20 protein-coding genes are annotated in these 16367 nt (G+C 46.8%); 3 read left to right on the top strand and 17 right to left on the bottom strand.

Annotation, left to right across the window (positions count from 1 at the left end):
- Positions 1–22: 22 nt before the first annotated feature.
- The 3 genes from DXD04_RS10060 to DXD04_RS10050 are packed head-to-tail and all read left to right on the top strand — an operon-like array spanning position 23 to position 968.
- Positions 23–298, top strand: coding sequence for a hypothetical protein (locus tag DXD04_RS10060; protein ID WP_004322070.1), 276 nt, complete (start codon positions 23–25; stop codon positions 296–298).
- Positions 299–305: 7 nt separating this feature from the next.
- Positions 306–578, top strand: coding sequence for a hypothetical protein (locus DXD04_RS16690; protein ID WP_004310164.1), 273 nt, complete (start codon positions 306–308; stop codon positions 576–578).
- 33 nt (positions 579–611) lie between these two features.
- Positions 612–968, top strand: coding sequence for a hypothetical protein (locus tag DXD04_RS10050; protein ID WP_004310165.1), 357 nt, complete (start codon positions 612–614; stop codon positions 966–968).
- 117 nt (positions 969–1085) lie between these two features.
- Here DXD04_RS10050 and DXD04_RS10045 read toward each other — a convergent pair whose 3' ends face one another.
- From DXD04_RS10045 to DXD04_RS09965, 17 genes are all read right to left on the bottom strand, one after another.
- On the bottom strand, positions 1086–3272 hold the full coding sequence (locus DXD04_RS10045; protein WP_004310166.1) for a type IV secretory system conjugative DNA transfer family protein: 2187 nt from the start codon (positions 3270–3272) through the stop codon (positions 1086–1088).
- A 3-nt stretch (positions 3273–3275) separates the two neighbouring features.
- The gene (locus DXD04_RS10040) at positions 3276–4013 is read right to left on the bottom strand and encodes a DNA-directed RNA polymerase subunit alpha C-terminal domain-containing protein (protein WP_004310167.1); all 738 of its coding nucleotides are present in this window, start codon (positions 4011–4013) and stop codon (positions 3276–3278) included.
- Positions 4014–4026: 13 nt separating this feature from the next.
- Entirely contained in the window at positions 4027–4683 is a 657-nt protein-coding gene (locus DXD04_RS10035; protein ID WP_004310168.1) for an Lcl C-terminal domain-containing protein, read from the bottom strand.
- A 21-nt stretch (positions 4684–4704) separates the two neighbouring features.
- Positions 4705–5217 carry a hypothetical protein gene (locus DXD04_RS10030; protein WP_004310169.1) on the bottom strand — a complete coding sequence of 171 codons (513 nt, stop codon included), beginning with the start codon at positions 5215–5217 and terminating at the stop codon, positions 4705–4707.
- Entirely contained in the window at positions 5214–6059 is an 846-nt protein-coding gene (gene traN / locus DXD04_RS10025; RefSeq protein ID WP_004310170.1) for a conjugative transposon protein TraN, read from the bottom strand. Before traN ends, DXD04_RS10030 begins: the two co-directional genes overlap by 4 nt.
- 12 nt (positions 6060–6071) lie before the next feature.
- On the bottom strand, positions 6072–6671 hold the full coding sequence (locus tag DXD04_RS10020) for a hypothetical protein (RefSeq protein WP_004310171.1): 600 nt from the start codon (positions 6669–6671) through the stop codon (positions 6072–6074).
- A gap of 49 nt (positions 6672–6720) precedes the next feature.
- On the bottom strand, positions 6721–7056 hold the full coding sequence (locus DXD04_RS10015) for a hypothetical protein (protein WP_004322067.1): 336 nt from the start codon (positions 7054–7056) through the stop codon (positions 6721–6723).
- A gap of 12 nt (positions 7057–7068) precedes the next feature.
- Positions 7069–8214 carry a conjugative transposon protein TraM gene (traM, locus tag DXD04_RS10010; protein WP_004310172.1) on the bottom strand — a complete coding sequence of 382 codons (1146 nt, stop codon included), beginning with the start codon at positions 8212–8214 and terminating at the stop codon, positions 7069–7071.
- 10 nt (positions 8215–8224) lie between these two features.
- Positions 8225–8707: a DNA N-6-adenine-methyltransferase gene (locus DXD04_RS10005; RefSeq protein ID WP_004310173.1), complete on the bottom strand. Its 483-nt coding sequence runs from the start codon at positions 8705–8707 to the stop codon at positions 8225–8227.
- Between the two features lie 14 nt (positions 8708–8721).
- Positions 8722–9093, bottom strand: coding sequence for a hypothetical protein (locus DXD04_RS10000; protein WP_004310174.1), 372 nt, complete (start codon positions 9091–9093; stop codon positions 8722–8724).
- A gap of 12 nt (positions 9094–9105) precedes the next feature.
- Positions 9106–9720, bottom strand: coding sequence for a conjugative transposon protein TraK (gene traK / locus DXD04_RS09995; RefSeq protein ID WP_004310175.1), 615 nt, complete (start codon positions 9718–9720; stop codon positions 9106–9108).
- Between the two features lie 6 nt (positions 9721–9726).
- A complete protein-coding gene (locus DXD04_RS09990) occupies positions 9727–10116 on the bottom strand; it encodes a hypothetical protein (RefSeq protein ID WP_004310176.1) in 390 nt (129 codons plus the stop codon).
- Between the two features lie 29 nt (positions 10117–10145).
- Positions 10146–11279, bottom strand: a complete 1134-nt coding sequence (locus DXD04_RS09985) for a hypothetical protein (protein ID WP_117673035.1) — start codon at positions 11277–11279, stop codon at positions 10146–10148.
- A gap of 14 nt (positions 11280–11293) precedes the next feature.
- Complete coding sequence (locus DXD04_RS09980) at positions 11294–12064, bottom strand: DUF5045 domain-containing protein (RefSeq protein WP_117673033.1); 771 nt, start codon at positions 12062–12064, stop codon at positions 11294–11296.
- 68 nt (positions 12065–12132) lie between these two features.
- Positions 12133–12903 carry a DNA-methyltransferase gene (locus DXD04_RS09975; RefSeq protein ID WP_004310179.1) on the bottom strand — a complete coding sequence of 257 codons (771 nt, stop codon included), beginning with the start codon at positions 12901–12903 and terminating at the stop codon, positions 12133–12135.
- Between the two features lie 210 nt (positions 12904–13113).
- Positions 13114–13839, bottom strand: coding sequence for a hypothetical protein (locus DXD04_RS09970; RefSeq protein WP_004322064.1), 726 nt, complete (start codon positions 13837–13839; stop codon positions 13114–13116).
- The gene (locus DXD04_RS09965) at positions 13836–16367 is read right to left on the bottom strand and encodes a hypothetical protein (RefSeq protein ID WP_004322063.1); all 2532 of its coding nucleotides are present in this window, start codon (positions 16365–16367) and stop codon (positions 13836–13838) included. The genes DXD04_RS09970 and DXD04_RS09965 overlap by 4 nt, the downstream gene beginning before the upstream one ends.

Raw genomic sequence — 16367 nt, 5'->3', positions numbered from 1 at the left:
AAATCATTAAAATTTCATGACAATGGACAACATCAAAGAAAGCAAAGAGTACAAACTTGCCAAAGAATGGGAAATGGCAGTGAATAGTTTTAGTTTCAATCCCAAGCGTTTTGCAGCCGCTATACCTGATATGCACCCCACACTGCAACAGAGCCTCTATAGATTGTTTAAGGAGTGCATCATTGTGATGGCGGATGAGACACGTCGCTATGATGACCGCAATCGTGCGTCACATGAAGAAGCAAAGTGTCTTATGGAATACCTCAAGACAAATGGAAAGCATATCCCATTAAAATAACAAGCGTATGAAAACACAAGAAGTACAATTTGGCGGCAATAACTATCCTTGCCGTGTGGTGGAATCCAACGAGGGTGAAGAACTCCTTATCGGCTCGATTACCTTGCTTGATGCCCTTCAGCCCGGTAGTTTCAACGATGAAAACGAAGGCTTCGCAAGCAAGGAAGCCGAAAGAATCTATGACGAGGTTTTCTTCTTTACCGACATGGCAAACCTGCGACTGACAGACGTAGAATTGGTTGCCGAACTGAAAAAGGACAACCCGGAATGGTTCGAATAAAAAAACAATAATCATCTTAAAAATAGCATAGTTATGGAAAAAGAGTATGTAATACAAATAGCACAGACCATTCAAGAGCAGTTGATAGGACTTACCCCTATGCCCGTCCTCATGTCATGGGGTATCGCAGAGTTTGCAGCCACCATCTTCAAAGACCTGCCTGCACTTCGTATCAAAGTAAACGGACTGTTACACACCGGATACGTCATTATTGCACTTAATGGGTCGGACTATTATGAGGTATATCTGTTGAAAGGCAAAGATGCAGAGTGTGTCAATGAAGAAGTTTGTTACAACGAGTTAGGGGATGTCATTGACAGGGCAATTGAATGCGGTACTGACAAAGAGGAATACGAAAAAATTGCCATCAGCAACTCACCCAATTATTAAGCAGGTAGCTCACCTGATAAACCAGAAGAAGAGATTAGTTAGTAGTAAACCGCCAGTACGATTGTACTGACGGTTTTTGTTGTTTTTATTTACATTATATGTCAGACAGCCGGATTTTTATTTCGCGTTGCGCTTATTTTGAACGTCTTTTATCATCTCTTTCACATCTTGCCCCACTTGTACGAAGTTTTTATATAGGATGCGCTCCCGTTCCTCTCTCGACTTGAAAGTGTAGAACTTCGGCAGCGGCACATACGCCGCTTCTTCTTTCTTGATTTCTGCCATATCAAAATCTGTTTTGCAGAAGAACTTTGTAGTCTTGAACTCTTCCGATTCTTGAATATTCATTGAACCGCCCATACCTGTTTTCGTCTTCACAAAGTCCCGTGCCGTCTGACCGCATATCCATCCGGTTGCCATATCCGAGATTTTCGAGGCAGGCACAAGGTTATCCATATTCTCATTGAGATTGATACTTGTTTTGTCCCGGTCAATAGTCACGCCTTTTTTGACCTGGACCACCTTGCCGAAGATGTCATTGGACAACCATTCCAGCGTTTCTTTGGCACGTGCCGAGCCGCTTACCACATTACCTACCGTCGTAATGATCTTTTGCATACCTACCTTACCATAATCGGCTTCCAGTTGCGGTAGTTCCTGAAAGCCGAGCGTTACACTCACCTTATTGCTTCGCGCTGTACCTATCAGACGGTCTATTTTGTGAAAGTAGAGTGTCGGTAACTCGTCCACTATAATACTCACAGGAATATTTTTCCCCTGCCCGGTATTCACACGGGTAACGAGACGGTTTAGGATAAGAGCGTTCAATGCACCGATGATGGATTCCATTTCCGGGTCATTTGCAATCAGCAGGTAACTCGGATTCTTCGGGTCACTCACCTTCAGGTCGAAGTCATCGCCATCCCGGTGGAATATCCAGTAGCTCTCTTTGGTTGCCAGACGCGAGGTATAAACACGTAACGTGCCAATCATACCCTCCAATTGTTCCATTGCCTTATTTTTGAAAGCTGTCTGGAATGGACCAAGCAGCGGAGCAACCTCATTGTCAGTTTCCAGTACCTCGAAAATCGTCTGATAACTTTCATTCAAGAATGACAGAATATGTGGCATGTCCGAATACTTTCCCAGCCAGTAGGCAGGTTCCACGATATTGCCGCCTTCACGGTCGCGCACGATACCTGTCGGTTTCCAGAATTTGGTCTGCGGATCTTGCTGTCTTTCCGCATATAGAGGCTTGCCGTTGGCATCGTAGGGTTCACGTTCATAATTCACGAAGAAGTAGATACAAGCGGCAAGGAAGTTTACCGCCGAGGTTTGGAAGAACTGGTCGCTTCCGCCGCCTCCCTCTTTCTTACCCTTTTGTAGGCTTTCCAATAATGTTTCCGCCGTTTCGCTGGCCGCCGCAAGATTGTTGATGTACTTTGCCTGAATTGGATTCACCCGACGGCTGTACTCCACATCCACAAAATTAATCATGTTGAACTTGCACCCTTGGGGTACTCTGCCCAGTTTCTCGTTCTTCTTGTAATGGTAGTAGAGCTTGGTCGCCAATGTAGGAAACTTGTAGTCATACACCACCATGGCGAAACCTTTGGCCGAATGCTGTCGGATAAACGGCTCTATGATACTGAAAGTCTTACCCGATCCCGGTGTTCCAACTACCCATGTTCCTCGAAAGCAGTTGCTTACAGAAATCCACCCCTTACGGAATTTACCCTTATAGTAGTATCGCATGGGGATATTTACGCTGTATTCATTCTCGACTTTTTCTTCACATTGTTCAAAACTTTCATTCTCGAAGTTGAAACGGTCTTTCATCAATCCCTCCTTGATGAACTTTGAAATGTTGTCTAATGCGATATGTACCAGTACTACGCCAGCAATGGAGGCAATCATATAGAGAATGATATTCAGAGGTAAGGTATAAAGCCTTGTTTCCATCGTATGGCCGAACAGCCATACGGAGAGTACGAGCAGCAATAACCCACTCGTCAATGGATACACCACCTGCCGGCGTGCGTTGAACTCCAGATGCTTCTTGTTCCGCGTTCCGACACAAGTGATGCAGATAAGCAGTACCGTTGCGATTTTGCTGTACACAAGATTGCCGTCGTGGTAAATCATCCATTGTTTGATGCGTCCGTGAATGTCGGTCAGTATGCCGCCCCAGTGGTCGAGCATTGCAGGGTCAATGGCATATTCAAAGAACTCCAGCAGCACGGACACATATACCACTGTGCGGAATATTTTATAGAACCCTTGCAATTCCTTACTTTCTTCCATAAGTCAGTCTGTTATTAGTCCTTGTTTTCTACGATACCAATGATTACCTACTCTGATTACATCCATACCGAACCATGCACCATTCTCGTTCAGTTTTGTTTTTATCTTATCAAGTGTTACCGGACCGATACCCCAGATTTCCATGAGATATTGCTCGTTAAGATGAATCAGGTCTCCGATATATAATATTCCATGAGATTCAAGATGGCTTTTGATGGATGGGGTAATACCCAAACTGAATACCGGTTCCGAGAGATAGTGTACTTCTTCTGCCTGAATGTTATTCAGGGCTATTTCAAGCCCCACTTTGATTCTTTTGAGAGAATCAAGGCGTTCTTGCATCTTTTGGATGACAAGCTCGTCTTGCTGTATCTCATTGCGTAATTGGGTTGCTCTCTTTACAAGTTCGGCATTACTTCTTTTCAACTCTCCGTTAATATCCGCCATTGACAGATTACTTGTTTCAAGCTCGTTTCGTGTGCGGTCTAATTGCGTGACAAGTTCCTCCAGTCTGTCGGCATGACGCTTCAAGATTGAATTTTTTTCATTATCGGCAGTCATTTCGTCCAAAAGGTAGCCGAACCTTTTAATTTGAAAATTAATATCTTCTTTATCCGATGCTATGGAATCTGCGAGTTTTGCCAGTATTTGTCGGCATGAATTACCTTTCATGGACTTATACATGAGGACAATTCCCAATATCATCAATGCTATGCTGAAAAATATATCCGTATCTTTCATATCTTTCTATCTTTTATTCGTTTATGGTAATTATAGGGCGTACTTTGTGCGCCTGTACTTTAGGTGTTTCCTGCATTGCGCCGCTCCCCATGGAATAGAGCCATGCCTTGGCTGTCTGTTGCTTTTCGACTTCTGTGGATGTCCAGTACCAACAGTCGTTTTCATCCAGTGGTAACGGCTCACCGCCACATTGTTCGATGACAGGGTTGATTATCTTTCGCATGGTGTAGAGCAGCCGCATCTCTGCCACGGACGGTACATAGGCACTCTGCCCGTACCGCCATAGGTCGAAAACCGCTTCTGCCATTGGCGAAGCGGTTTCTTGTGTATCATACAGTGCGAATGTATTCTCATTGCCATCATAAGCCATGATGTCAGCCGATGTGCCTTGTGCGATGCCGAGGCTGTCGGCGAATGCCTGTGGAGCAATGTCCCACAGGTAAACTGCATAACCGTCCCCCTCCGTATCTCCGCGTTTTTCGGTATCGAAGACAACCGCTATCGCTTTTTTCCCCGATTGTTCATATTGTGCGTAAGGCAAGGCTGTTCCATCCTCGCAGAGGATATGTCCTGGACGAACTGCTGTATCGGGTACGTCTATATGCGTGTCACAGGCAGCGCAAAGCACGGCAGCCGTTGCCGCTGCCACCAAATGTATCTTTCGTATCATATTGCTTTCTTTTTTGTTTCCCTATTTTATAGGTAGTTTCACACCCAGCACGACACCTGCTCGCAGCACGTCCGCACCTTTTATCATCACATCGCTTTTCACTTGCCAATACAGTGTCCATCCGGCCCGTAGCACATAGTTGTGTTCGTAACCGAAGTGCAGGCCACCGAGGAACTTATTCATGTCGCTTCCGGCTGAAGCTCCGATACGCAGACTGCCATAGTGGTTGCGTCCCCGCGTCATGCACGGCTTGTAGGCCACGCCAAAACCGTAGCTGCGGTAGTTTCGCCAAAATGATTCCGGGCAGATATGCCCGCACGAAGCGCACTCTGCCCATTGTAGATAGCCGTTGACGAAGAACTCCCACGTATGGCGATAGTTCATTTCGTGTTCGTAGGCGAGCGTTATATCCATGCCGTTCTTGTAGAGTAGCCCTGTGCCAAGCGAGAGGCGTCCGCTACCTTGTTGTGCATTTGCACTTGCAGCGATACACACGCAGGTAATTATCACGATGATTGTCTTTTTCATAGTCATTCCTCCTCCAATAAATCTGCATGGAACGAATCTGCCGCCAGTATATCCTCATAGTCGATGTTCAGACTGATGTTACGGCCACTAATCTGTTTCTCCGTCATTTCGATGGTCAGTAGCTTGTCATTGGGAAAGGTCATCTTTTTCACGACAATCACATTCCGATAGCCGTGTCTGAATGTCTTGCCCGATTCCAGAACCAGGGCAGGTGTCAGTTCGATAGTCTGTGCGTTGGTTGCCTTGGCGAGTTTCTTGTCTGTCAGCTTTATCCGTATCTCATCAATGTCAAAACGAATGTTCGTCTTGTTCTCGATGGAAAAGTCTATGAAGAAGTAGTCACCCACCGAGTAGATATTGTTCAGACGCATCACCATGCGGTGTGCTTTGGTAGCTACGTTGCGGATTTTTGCAGGTGAGTTCCAGATGCGCCGTGCATGATGTGTCATGTCGGCAGCGGACATTGAGACTGCCGGATTGTTGTACGCATTACGCTCTTGCAGCAATATCTCCTTATCCGTTACTGCCTCTTTCATCCTTGTGGTATAAATCAGTGCGTATTGTGTGCGGTATCGTTCCGTCACAATGGTGACGATGGCGAGTATTTCACCATCCTCGTGTCCGCTTTCCTTGGGCTTTAGGCGAATGATGTTGTCAATGGGCTGATCGCCCGCCACCTTGTCAGTGGAAATATCCACGAAACGCACCGGTTCCGATGCCGTGATGACAGTTGTTATCTGTTCGTTCACCGTCAGTTGTTCCATTTCTTCGTAGGTAGTTTGTGCGTTAGCTTTCGGTAAAATGGAAATACCTGATAGAAGCATAATGCCAAATAAATTCCTTTTCATTGAAATACAGAGTTATAATTGAAAATTCATGATTGCTTTATTCTCTTGCGGATTGATATTTGCCTTATCTGGGATGTCATCCTGCATACAACTTGGAGATTTGTCCGTAACATCTATCTGTTCGAATATGATTTGTTTCGGAAGTATTTTATGGCAGAAATAGCTGCTGTTGAACGGTACGTTTTTCCCTTTTCCGAACTGAATACGTTTATCGAACATGAGTAATTCCAGATCAGTATTCTGGAAAAGTCGGCAGGGTGTTACGTTGTTCAGCCAATAGTTGGACATCAGCAAGGCGAATGGTTTTCCGAGTTTCAGACAGCGTTCGAAGACTTCCACTTTCCGGCTGAAAGGAGGATTGGATACGAGTATATCCCATTGGGACGGTTCATAGTTGAAAAAATCCTGTCCGTTATAGATATGGGAATACACGACATGGAAACCGGCATCCTTGAATTTCTGCACAAACTCACTGTGCTTCGTATCGAAAGGACACCAGACTATCTTGCCTTCAGGTATATATTTGATAATGGGTAATACACCATATCCCGGTGTATATTTTTCATCTGTCGGATTCCCGTATATTTTTTTTAAGTAGTTTGAAGATTTCATAGGCACATGATTAAAAATATTTATATTGATTTCTTTTCCCTATTTCGCTTCATTTCTTTATTTGCCTGGCACGCGCCCAAGTACAACGTCCCGTCCGGGTCATTTGGATTTCACATTGCCAAAGAGTGCCCTTCTCCACTGTTTTGAAATTAACATTCCCGTATCTTGGTCCGTAAAAACCGGTATGTTTTTGAAAAGCGAATAAGGCAATCCTCCGTCTGTCTTCTGTTCGGAAGTTGCATATTAGGGCAAACTGCCCTCTGTGATGCCACCATTCGGTACTCACAAGTTTTCCGATAAATGTTTCGGCTTTATTTGGGGCTATATAGTCCGCATAATAAAGCCCATCCGTACCTTTGTGATATTCTGATAAATCTGTTTCCATGTCATCATCGTTTTAATTCCTTTTTTCCTGTCCGTTCACTAAATACACGAAAGTTCCGTATTTCAACTTGACTTTGTTTTTCTTGATAGCTTTGCTAATGGCATTGCTTGTTTTCTGGTAGGCATTGTTCACCGCCTGCATCCCCCATTGTGCAAGGCTGTTTCCTGTTGTACTTCCCATACTCATGTTCATATTGCCCGACATTGCCCCGCTTGCTACATCCTTGCTCGTTTCCCGGAATTGGCTGTTGGGCACATACAGCCCCTCCATGCCATCTGTATCATAGAGTGAGAGACTCACTTTCACCAATTCGTCATTCACGAGGATGCTGCTGATATTACCTTTCACGCGCCCGGATGAGAATCCGCTTACCGTAGCGTACAGGTATGTTCCCCTTGCTATCACACACTCGCCAATCTCCACATCGTCAAGCAGGCGCAACCTCACGCGCGAGCCGTCCACCGCTTTGATGTTCTCGTCAATGATGGCTTGGATGAGTTTCGGTTCACGGACATTCTTCGACAGTGTGTTAAAGTAGTCCGAGGTTGTCTTCACCTTGCGTACCACCTCGCTGGGCGGTTCGTCCGCTGATGGCGTTTTCACAGCCCGGCTCTCTTCGTTGATGGTTCCGGAGGCTGCTGCTCCTTGTGGTGGAGCAATGTTGGCCGTGTCCGTTTCTGCCGGGGGTACAGTCGCGTTTTGCCCTCTCAGTCTCGCCTCTGCGAGTGCTTTCTCCAGTTCGGCAAGTGCTTCCTGTTCTCGTGTCTTGGCAGAGGCAATTTCCGCTGCCGCAGCTTTTTCCTGTTGTTCTTCCGTGAGCAGGTCGATGTCGTCCTGCGTGTATTTCGATTCATACTCTTCCTTGTTTTTATCGGGTTCTTCCCGGTCTATGTTATCTACAGCGGAGTAGTCTTGTATCTTACCCCATGATTTCGCCATATTCTCGTATTTGCTGCCTATGCCATCGTCCTTGATCTGTGCCCCCGGCAATTCGGGGTTTAGGAACTCCGTCGTCTGCAACGCCTTGTCTTGTATTTCTATCGTTTCTGTCTGAAACAGGTCGAAGATGAAATAAGACGTGCCGAGCAGGGGGAAATAAAGGATGGCGGGAAGCATATATTTCGGCTGGCGAAAATTGATTTTCTCCAATATCTTCATTATACATCTTTTAATTGAGTTGTACATATTTGCCTTCAATGGCACAATTTCTCAGTATCTCTGCGTTGTCTTCTCCGAAAGCTAATAGGATGCTACCGCGACTGGGAGAGTCACCTCGTGCTCCGCCTGGTCGGTAGAATCGGATGCGGTGGCGTAGGAATTTCATTCCCGTCGCTTTTGGAAAGATGACGTCCTGAAACATTTTGGAATCGCAACGGTTGAATAATAATGCAATGCCGTTGCCATGTTCTGCCAATTTCCGGACGAATAGCTCGATAAGAGGACGCGAATAGGGAGGATTGAGCCACACACGCCCTTCCCATATCTGGGACAACCCATCTATGTTCTGGTCATACATGACCTCGGCAGTCGGCCACAACGGATGGATGGGAGCGCAAGGGTCAAGGTCGAATTTGCCCAATGCGTCCAGTATCTCCTTTGGCGTGTACCATTCGTCTGACGAACGGACTGATTTTTCAAGCCGTGTATTCATAAGTACTCTTTTTACTATGGTTTGTCCCCTCTGTTTTTATGTTCCCTTATTTCGACTTCCTGCAACAGCTTGTGCCGTTCCCGAAGCACTGAATCCTGCTTTTCCGTCGCCGTGCGACTTACCGGACTGTGTCTGTACACAGTTACCAAGCGGTAGGCGTTCCATACGAAAGCTCCGATGACGAATGTAAAGACGATGACCAGAAACAGCGTCCGGTGTGCGTTGGCAAAGCCCTGCACCTTGGCCGCCGCTTGGTCGATGCGTGTCGCCTTGGCGAATTTATGCCCGGCCTGCACCTCTCGCTCGTAGCGTTCCTTGTACTGCGGGTCATCTTTGTCCGGCATCTTCTCGCCGAACAACATCCGTTTGAATCCTTTGATATTCATATCTTTGGTGATTTAATAGTTACTCTTTGTTTTTTGCTCGATATCTTTGTTCAGCAATGTGCGCCAGTTTACTATGAGCAGTCCATGCGGATTATTGTCCGTTCTCGGCACACGTTTAAGTTGCCCTGCCGTAACCAGTTCGCGCATCAGGATATTACTCCGGCGCTCGATTCGCTGCCGACCATAGTAGGTGAACTCCATATTCTTTTTGTCAAAGGAGATACTGTCACAGAATATCGAGAACACCGCGCTCGTACCCAATATATTGGAGTAAAATCCCTTTTCCTTGAGGGTATTGTACTGTGCCAGTCCCGTCTCATCGACCAGGTACATCGCTTTTTCCATCGTATAGCGGATGTATTTGTCGTCCGGTGCGAGAGTAAAAAAGTAATGGTGGAACATTTCTACGTGGCTCTTGGCCTCCACGTCCAGTGTTTCGTCCATCGTCGTGCGGGTTACGAGTATAGGTACATTTCCGTCCAGCACATACACCTTTTTCTGCGCGTCCGTCACCATTGTCCGGGCAGTCCAGATACTTGATACGCTGATGATGATACACCCTGCAAGAAAAGCAGTGCAGATGATGCCCACCAGTCGGATTTTATTCTCCAAATGTTTGATGACCATATACCTTTATTTTTTCTTGTTAGACAATCGTGTGTATTCGTCATGTAACATTGTCATGACTGTATCATGCAACTCCGTCAGAAATTTTTCGAACTTCCCGTCAAAAAGCTGTGTGTAATCTTCCCGCATGATTACATGCACGAATATCCACCAGACACGGCGGTTTCGATTCTTGGCATTTTTCTGCAATTTGACCAGTTGCAGACGATAGGTAAGGTAAGTCATCATAGGGACAATATATCGGTTGTCCCATGTAATGGCTTCGTCCAGTTCTTCATATTCCGGATCAATTCGGTGGTTAGGTGCATAAACGAGTTCTTCGCTTATGCGTTCATTTGCATAGTGCACGAAACGCTCGTTCCTGCACCATTTCTCAATTTTCTGTTGTACATTCATCTTTTGGATATTTAATATTAGGTTTATCATTATCTCATCATCGAGCCGATACCGCCCGTAGCCGTCATTTTGGCCTGCTGCGCCACACCTTCTCCAAAGTTCCGTGTAGAGAAGGCCGTGTCGCCTTCAGGTATCATCCATGCTGCCAAGTCCGGCACGAGGTTTAGGCATTTCAGTGCCACGATACTTGCCGCCATCAAGTAGCCGGCGGAGAAGAAGCTGTTTTGCAAGTAGGCCGCCATTGTCTGTTCGCTTGCTGTGATTGCCGTCAGGTTTTCTACCTGTATGCACAGTACAATGTCGAATAACAGTAGCACATAGAAGCCGACGAAGTAGAGCATTGCACCATAGAAATGTACTGTCAGATACCTTATAAGCCACTTCGCCCATGCACCTTCCCATTTGGGCAACAGCGAGAACGCCCATTGTATAGGTCCGAATATTGTTAACATGCCCAGTAGGATTTGCTGGCAATAGATGGTCGCCCACCATCCGATACGATACACAATCAGAGCGATAAGCATGATGATTTTGTCGATACCTACGATGACTCCTGCCGTCAGTGAGGTAAACCACAGTTCGGCTGCGTCTTTCTCCATCTTCGTCACTTCGTCCACTCCGGTTTGTTCCATGGTCGCTTCTACCAGGTTCGGGTCGGAGGTACCCGTGTGAGCGACATCTGCCTGTGCTTGCAAGCTTTGGTACATCGTGTCACGTACATGGATAAGTTGCTGCACTTCCTCGAATTTGTCCGCTATTTGGGTGGCTTCTGCCTCGTACAGGTCATGCGTGTACGAGCCGATGCAGTTCGGGATGTAAGACAGGAAGTCAAGGAAACACCAACTGCTCCCACTGCCAGCCATACCCGTGTCTGCTGGCGGATACCACCAACAGAGGATGATTGAAACAGCCAAAGGACGGAACAGCTTCAGCACATCCAGTGGATCATGTTTCACCATCATCTTGTACGCCATTCCCGCTGCCATCACAATAGCGAACAGGGCAGCCAGTGCCATGCACATTTGTAGTATCCACCAGAACGGTCCCTGCGAGCCGGTAAAAGTCGCATCAGTCAGGAACTCGTTCGTTTGAAAAATCACATCGTCAATTTCTTCTTCAAGGATATTAATACCGAAATCCGAGAGTATATTTCCGTCTGCCATACGTTTTTGTTTTTTCAGTTCCCTTTGTTTACTGTTTCATCTCCGTCGCCGTTGCCACCCGTGTTATTGCCTGATTGCGGGCCGCGCACGGCAAAGCGCGATTCGTGCCATCGGTTCACCGCATCGCGGACAATACTCTCCTTATCCAGAGTACGGTCAGCGGTAGCATTCAGTAGCGTACTTGTTATCGTAGTATTCTGCCGTTTGGCAAGGTAGCCGACAAGGATTTCGTTCTGTCGAGTTATATCCTCGTAGATGCGCAGATACTCTTTCTTCCGCTGTGCGTTGGGCATATAGGCATCTTTCGTTGCATCAATGGCGCACTGGTAGATATGGTAATATTCCGTCCATCTGTCTTTATCCTCCGGTGTCCCCCCGACAGGCAAGATGCGGTCTATGTTTCGTTTGAGCCGTACCATCTGTCCGTTGACCTTATCGCCTTCAGCGACCCATGCGATGTCCGCTTGACGGTCAGCCACGTTCAAGGCTTCTATCTTTGCCCGGCTCACCAATGCCGAGTCGATGGCTTCAGCTTCGTCCGTTTGGTTGTATAGGTTGACGCCCGCCAGTGTGCGGAACGACAGTTTGTTCTTGACTGCTGCCGACTTTTTATACTTGTTGTGCAGTATGGAATAGTAGAGGTCGGGCGAGAGTGCTCCCGTACCGGTTTCCATTACTGTTACTTGGTTTTGTTTCGGCGAATCGTGGTTATAGGTCACGGATTGTGCCTTTGCCGCCGTGGTTGCAATTATTGTAACCGTCACGAGTAAGAGTATTCTGTCCATATTTACTTTCGGTTATTTGTTATTAATCTTTTAATACTCAATGTGTTTCAATCAGTTAATCATCAGGATTATTCCACATTTCTTTTTATATTATATTCATTTCTAATCCTTTCCTCTCCCCGCAAGAAGTGCATATCATCCTTTTCAATACAAATACATTTTCTATTCGTATGAATACAGGCGATTGCAGTGCTCATGCTTCCAGAGGCAAAATCAAGGACTGTGTCACCCTCTTTCGTGTATGTTTTTATCAGATATTTCAACAATGCGACTGGTTTTTGATTAACATGAATCGTTTTGCCCTCTGATTCCGCAGTTTTAAAATATTTCACACTTCGTGGGTATCTCGTTCCTTTGTTTTCATTTCTGAATGTAGGATTTGGTACCTTGTTTACTCCTGTCCAGTTACTTCCTCTCTTTGTACGATTCTCATAAGGCTCACCTTCCTCCATGATTGGATAATAAGGAGTTCTGCCGTTACAAAAGATACTGATTAGCTCATGCGCTTTTAGAGGTTGCTTTTTAGCAAGAAGGAAATTGCTTGCTTTTGACTTTTCCCATACCCAGTCATATTTAAATTCGGCTAAATTGCCACAGCGTAAAAGGCTGCTGAACGGTTCGCTGCCAAATAAAGCCGTAGGCGCATTATCCTTTCTCACTCTTCTAATCTCCTCCCACATTTTCGAGAATGGTATTATCTTATCCCATTGCGAAGCTGTAATTCCGAAAGGTGGGTCGCATAGAACTAAATCAATACTTGATTCTGGGAGAAGAGGCATTACTTCAAGGCAATCGGCTTTATATAGCGTAATGTCTTTTTCAAAAACGATCTTTTTCATTACATCTTTTATTAATCCAAATGTCCATTTGCCTCTTGGTTATAGGCCAGATAGACTTGTTTGTACTTAAAGTTTCTTTCTCTGTTTGTACTTCTCCGAACATTCAGGACGAAACGCTTTTCCTGCGTTTTAAGATATTCCTTATCAATTTCGGTATATAGAAGTCATAATCATCATTATGGCATTATTTACCTCCTTCCTCTTTTACCGTCAATAATCCAGTCGTCCCGCATTGCGCCATCGTCCGAAAGCACCGTCGATAATTTCCCGTTTGGTACGTTCCCGGTAAATCTTCGATTTCCAGTAGCCGATACGTACCTGTATGTATCTCCATGTCTCGATGTATGCCCGGTTCAAGTGTTGCTCAATGCTGTCCAGCGACTTGTTCACGGACTCCAGTACCATCAGCAGGTCGCTGGTCGAGCAGGCCGCTGCGCCCGTGGCATACAGCACGAGGTCGCTCACCGACTTATAGAGGTGTTCTCCCTCGTTGGCGATGTCCCGTATTGCTTTTTCATTGATAGTCAGTATCAATGCGTCTGACGGCTCGATGTTCCCATGTTTCAGGATTTTCTCATGGAAAGCCTCCAGCATGGTCTTATAGTCACCGATACGGTCACTTACCGAGCTGTAGGTATCCTTCACGTTCAGCACCGTCCGCAGGGACTGGTACATCACGTCGATGACATCAAAGGCACGGGTATAGCGGTCAAGGTCGATATTTACTTCCTTGTATTTGCCCGTCTCCTCACGGCTGTACTCGTGCAGCAGTTGGTTGCTGTATTCCAGCGTGCTTCGGGCCAGCAACAGGCTGCGTTGTTTTTTGTGGTCATTTATGTACGCTTCCACCGACACGATATCGAATGTCCATTGGCCCTTGGCGACATCGGGTAGTAGCGCAAGCAACGTAATGGCTATCAGTATAGTGCGTTTCATGGCCGTACCTCCTTTCTGCCACTTCGGGATGTCCGTGCGTTTTCTACCCAGCGGTCATGGCACTCTTCCACGAGTGTCAGCCTACGACCCTCGTCCGTATCGAGTTCCGGTAGCACATCCTTCAGTACGTCGATGATGTTCCGCTTGTAGTGCATCATCTTCTCCAAGGATATGAGGTCGGCGTATATTTTCGTGATACGTGAATCCACTTCTCGTGCGATTTCGAGGCGGTCACTTGACCAAAGCAGGTGGTACACGTCGCTGTTCGGTACTTCTTCCATAGGTTCTGTACGGGCATACTCGGTAGTGATTTTACAGTTGGGATATTCCCGTGCGATTTCCGATATGCGATTATTCGCGATTTTAGTCTTTTCCTCGTTCGACAGGTTCGGATCGAGTGTCAGTACATCGGCAACGTGCGTGTCTGTGTATGCCGAAGTCAATTCCCAACTGATTTGGATAATGGCACGGTGAATCTTGATACCCAGAAAGTATTTCGGCTTCCGTGCGATAGAAATAGTCGCACGGAACGTAATGATACCATTGATGTTCGGCATCGTCGCTTTACGGACGAACGTATAGCCGCTCCATGTACCTCCGTCCTGCCAAGTGAGGCTATAGGCTGTCTTGCAATCCTGCATGATAGCCGGTAGGCGGTAGTAATCATCTGTCGGCACATCGTTCTCTGCTTCCGCTTCCTGCTTCGCATCTGCGTACTCCTTCTGTTTTTGTTGCCACTCGGCAAGTTCGCTTTTCAGTTCCTCGATACGTGTCCGGTTGGAGTTATATTGTTGCCGGTAAGCTGCTGCGTCTTCCACGCTCGCCTCGGCAATTTTTTTCAGAAGGTCGGCGTTTTCCTTTTCCAAGGCACTAATCTGAGATTGAAGAACGGCGACTTGATTGTCCGCTTCCCGTATCAGTGCGTCCAGTTCTGAAAGGTCCAGTTCGTTCTCCGTTACCGAGGTCTGCATGACACACTCTTTGGAGTGGGCATCCAGTGAGCCGCCACACTTGCGACACTTGTATTGTGTCGAGCCTTGCCCCAGCGTCGCCCCGTCTGAACAGGTTACACTGATGGTCACGCTTTCGCATCCCTGCAATTTTGCGGCGTCCGTCGCCTGATAATAGTTCCGTGCATCGGATGCTATGTAATAGACATAGCCTTCCTCGTTGTCATTGAACTCCGAGAGGCGGGCATTGAGTTGCGCTTTGAACGTATTCAAATCCATCGAATAGGAGTCGAAGACATCCTCATAGACCACCTCCGTCCGATTCCAACTCTGTGTCACGTGTATCTCGTAGGCGTATGCCTTCTTTGTCTGTTTGTTACCCTTACTGATGATATAGGCCTGTTGTCGGGTATTGATAGTATAGGTGTAGCCATCGTTGCTATTGTTGAGCTGTTGCACTCGACTTCTTGACCATCCGGCATACCGTTCTGAATTGGCGAGGGCCTGCTCCCGTTGCGAAGCGTTCGGATAAAATCCCGGATCACTCGTGTTAAAGCGTGTCCATGCACCCCCGTTCAATATGCTGTTGTCGTCTGTCGGTGGGTAGTAGTCGCATAGAGAAATGCTTCCTTGATCACGCCGTGCGATATACCACCGTTGCGTGTAATAGTTCCCGACAGCATTGTCCATATAGTCGGTCATCCACGATGTGAGGTCGTAATTGCTGAAATTGAACAATGCGGCCACGCTATCCTGACCGCCCACCATGTCGATTAGCAGACTGCCGATGTCATGTTCCGCCTGCTCGAAGAGAGTACCGTAGTGTTCATACAGGTTGCCGATTTCATTGACTTTGCCACCCAACAGGTCATGGAACGCACTACTTTGCAGTAGAGCGTCACCGAGGTTCTCCATACCTGATGTTGCCAGCCCTACGCCCATGTTATAAAGGTTGTCAATGTCGCCCTTTAAGTTCTCAATCGTGAAATTGCCCGGCACTTTGGTAAAGTTGTCCAACATCCGTTGCCAATCGGTACCGCCCAGTTCTGCGAGGTTCAGCAAGGTGGCAATGTCGCGGTCAATTTCCAGAAAAGCGATGTCCGAGAACGACAGCGTGCTGTTTGTCACCACACTTTCGAACTGCATACACAGGCTCTTCGTATCGTCGCACACTTTCATCAGGTAGCTGCCCCAGTGGATTGCTGTTTGTGGTGAGCGCAGCATCAGCTTCGCCACCACCCATATTTTCGGCATGATTTTTTCTGCCACCATGTGGTAAATTCGACGATAGTAGTAATTTTCCGTGCTGCTGCACCAGATGCCAAGGTCGGACAGAGCCTTGTGTTCCAAAAATTTGGAAGAAAATATCCCTGCTGCCGCCACTTCTGCCGCCGTATAGTGTTTCAGAATATCATCCACCTGCTCGCGGTAGTAGCTTTCGGCTACTGCCTCCGTGCCGAATGCTGCGGCCATGGCCGCCACGGTACGAGCGTCATAGTTCACGCTGTAATATTGTGCGTGAACGTGCTGTGTCAGGGCAGGCAATAGGATAACCCAAAAGATAAACAGCCGTTTCAT

It is taken from the genome of Phocaeicola plebeius (genome assembly GCF_003437535.1).
Classification (GTDB): domain Bacteria; phylum Bacteroidota; class Bacteroidia; order Bacteroidales; family Bacteroidaceae; genus Phocaeicola; species Phocaeicola plebeius_A.
This window is presented reverse-complemented; position numbering and strand designations above follow the sequence as displayed.

What these genes read in the sequence shown, in the direction of transcription:
- DXD04_RS10060 (WP_004322070.1), top strand. Translation starts at nt 23, where the DNA reads ATGGACAACATCAAAGAAAGCAAAGAGTACAAACTTGCCAAAGAATGG.
- DXD04_RS16690 (WP_004310164.1), top strand. Translation starts at nt 306, where the DNA reads ATGAAAACACAAGAAGTACAATTTGGCGGCAATAACTATCCTTGCCGT.
- DXD04_RS10050 (WP_004310165.1), top strand. Translation starts at nt 612, where the DNA reads ATGGAAAAAGAGTATGTAATACAAATAGCACAGACCATTCAAGAGCAG.
- DXD04_RS10045 (WP_004310166.1), bottom strand. Translation starts at nt 3,272, where the DNA reads ATGGAAGAAAGTAAGGAATTGCAAGGGTTCTATAAAATATTCCGCACA.
- DXD04_RS10040 (WP_004310167.1), bottom strand. Translation starts at nt 4,013, where the DNA reads ATGAAAGATACGGATATATTTTTCAGCATAGCATTGATGATATTGGGA.
- DXD04_RS10035 (WP_004310168.1), bottom strand. Translation starts at nt 4,683, where the DNA reads ATGATACGAAAGATACATTTGGTGGCAGCGGCAACGGCTGCCGTGCTT.
- DXD04_RS10030 (WP_004310169.1), bottom strand. Translation starts at nt 5,217, where the DNA reads ATGACTATGAAAAAGACAATCATCGTGATAATTACCTGCGTGTGTATC.
- traN (WP_004310170.1), bottom strand. Translation starts at nt 6,059, where the DNA reads ATGAAAAGGAATTTATTTGGCATTATGCTTCTATCAGGTATTTCCATT.
- DXD04_RS10020 (WP_004310171.1), bottom strand. Translation starts at nt 6,671, where the DNA reads ATGAAATCTTCAAACTACTTAAAAAAAATATACGGGAATCCGACAGAT.
- DXD04_RS10015 (WP_004322067.1), bottom strand. Translation starts at nt 7,056, where the DNA reads ATGGAAACAGATTTATCAGAATATCACAAAGGTACGGATGGGCTTTAT.
- traM (WP_004310172.1), bottom strand. Translation starts at nt 8,214, where the DNA reads ATGAAGATATTGGAGAAAATCAATTTTCGCCAGCCGAAATATATGCTT.
- DXD04_RS10005 (WP_004310173.1), bottom strand. Translation starts at nt 8,707, where the DNA reads ATGAATACACGGCTTGAAAAATCAGTCCGTTCGTCAGACGAATGGTAC.
- DXD04_RS10000 (WP_004310174.1), bottom strand. Translation starts at nt 9,093, where the DNA reads ATGAATATCAAAGGATTCAAACGGATGTTGTTCGGCGAGAAGATGCCG.
- traK (WP_004310175.1), bottom strand. Translation starts at nt 9,720, where the DNA reads ATGGTCATCAAACATTTGGAGAATAAAATCCGACTGGTGGGCATCATC.
- DXD04_RS09990 (WP_004310176.1), bottom strand. Translation starts at nt 10,116, where the DNA reads ATGAATGTACAACAGAAAATTGAGAAATGGTGCAGGAACGAGCGTTTC.
- DXD04_RS09985 (WP_117673035.1), bottom strand. Translation starts at nt 11,279, where the DNA reads ATGGCAGACGGAAATATACTCTCGGATTTCGGTATTAATATCCTTGAA.
- DXD04_RS09980 (WP_117673033.1), bottom strand. Translation starts at nt 12,064, where the DNA reads ATGGACAGAATACTCTTACTCGTGACGGTTACAATAATTGCAACCACG.
- DXD04_RS09975 (WP_004310179.1), bottom strand. Translation starts at nt 12,903, where the DNA reads ATGAAAAAGATCGTTTTTGAAAAAGACATTACGCTATATAAAGCCGAT.
- DXD04_RS09970 (WP_004322064.1), bottom strand. Translation starts at nt 13,839, where the DNA reads ATGAAACGCACTATACTGATAGCCATTACGTTGCTTGCGCTACTACCC.
- DXD04_RS09965 (WP_004322063.1), bottom strand. Translation starts at nt 16,367, where the DNA reads ATGAAACGGCTGTTTATCTTTTGGGTTATCCTATTGCCTGCCCTGACA.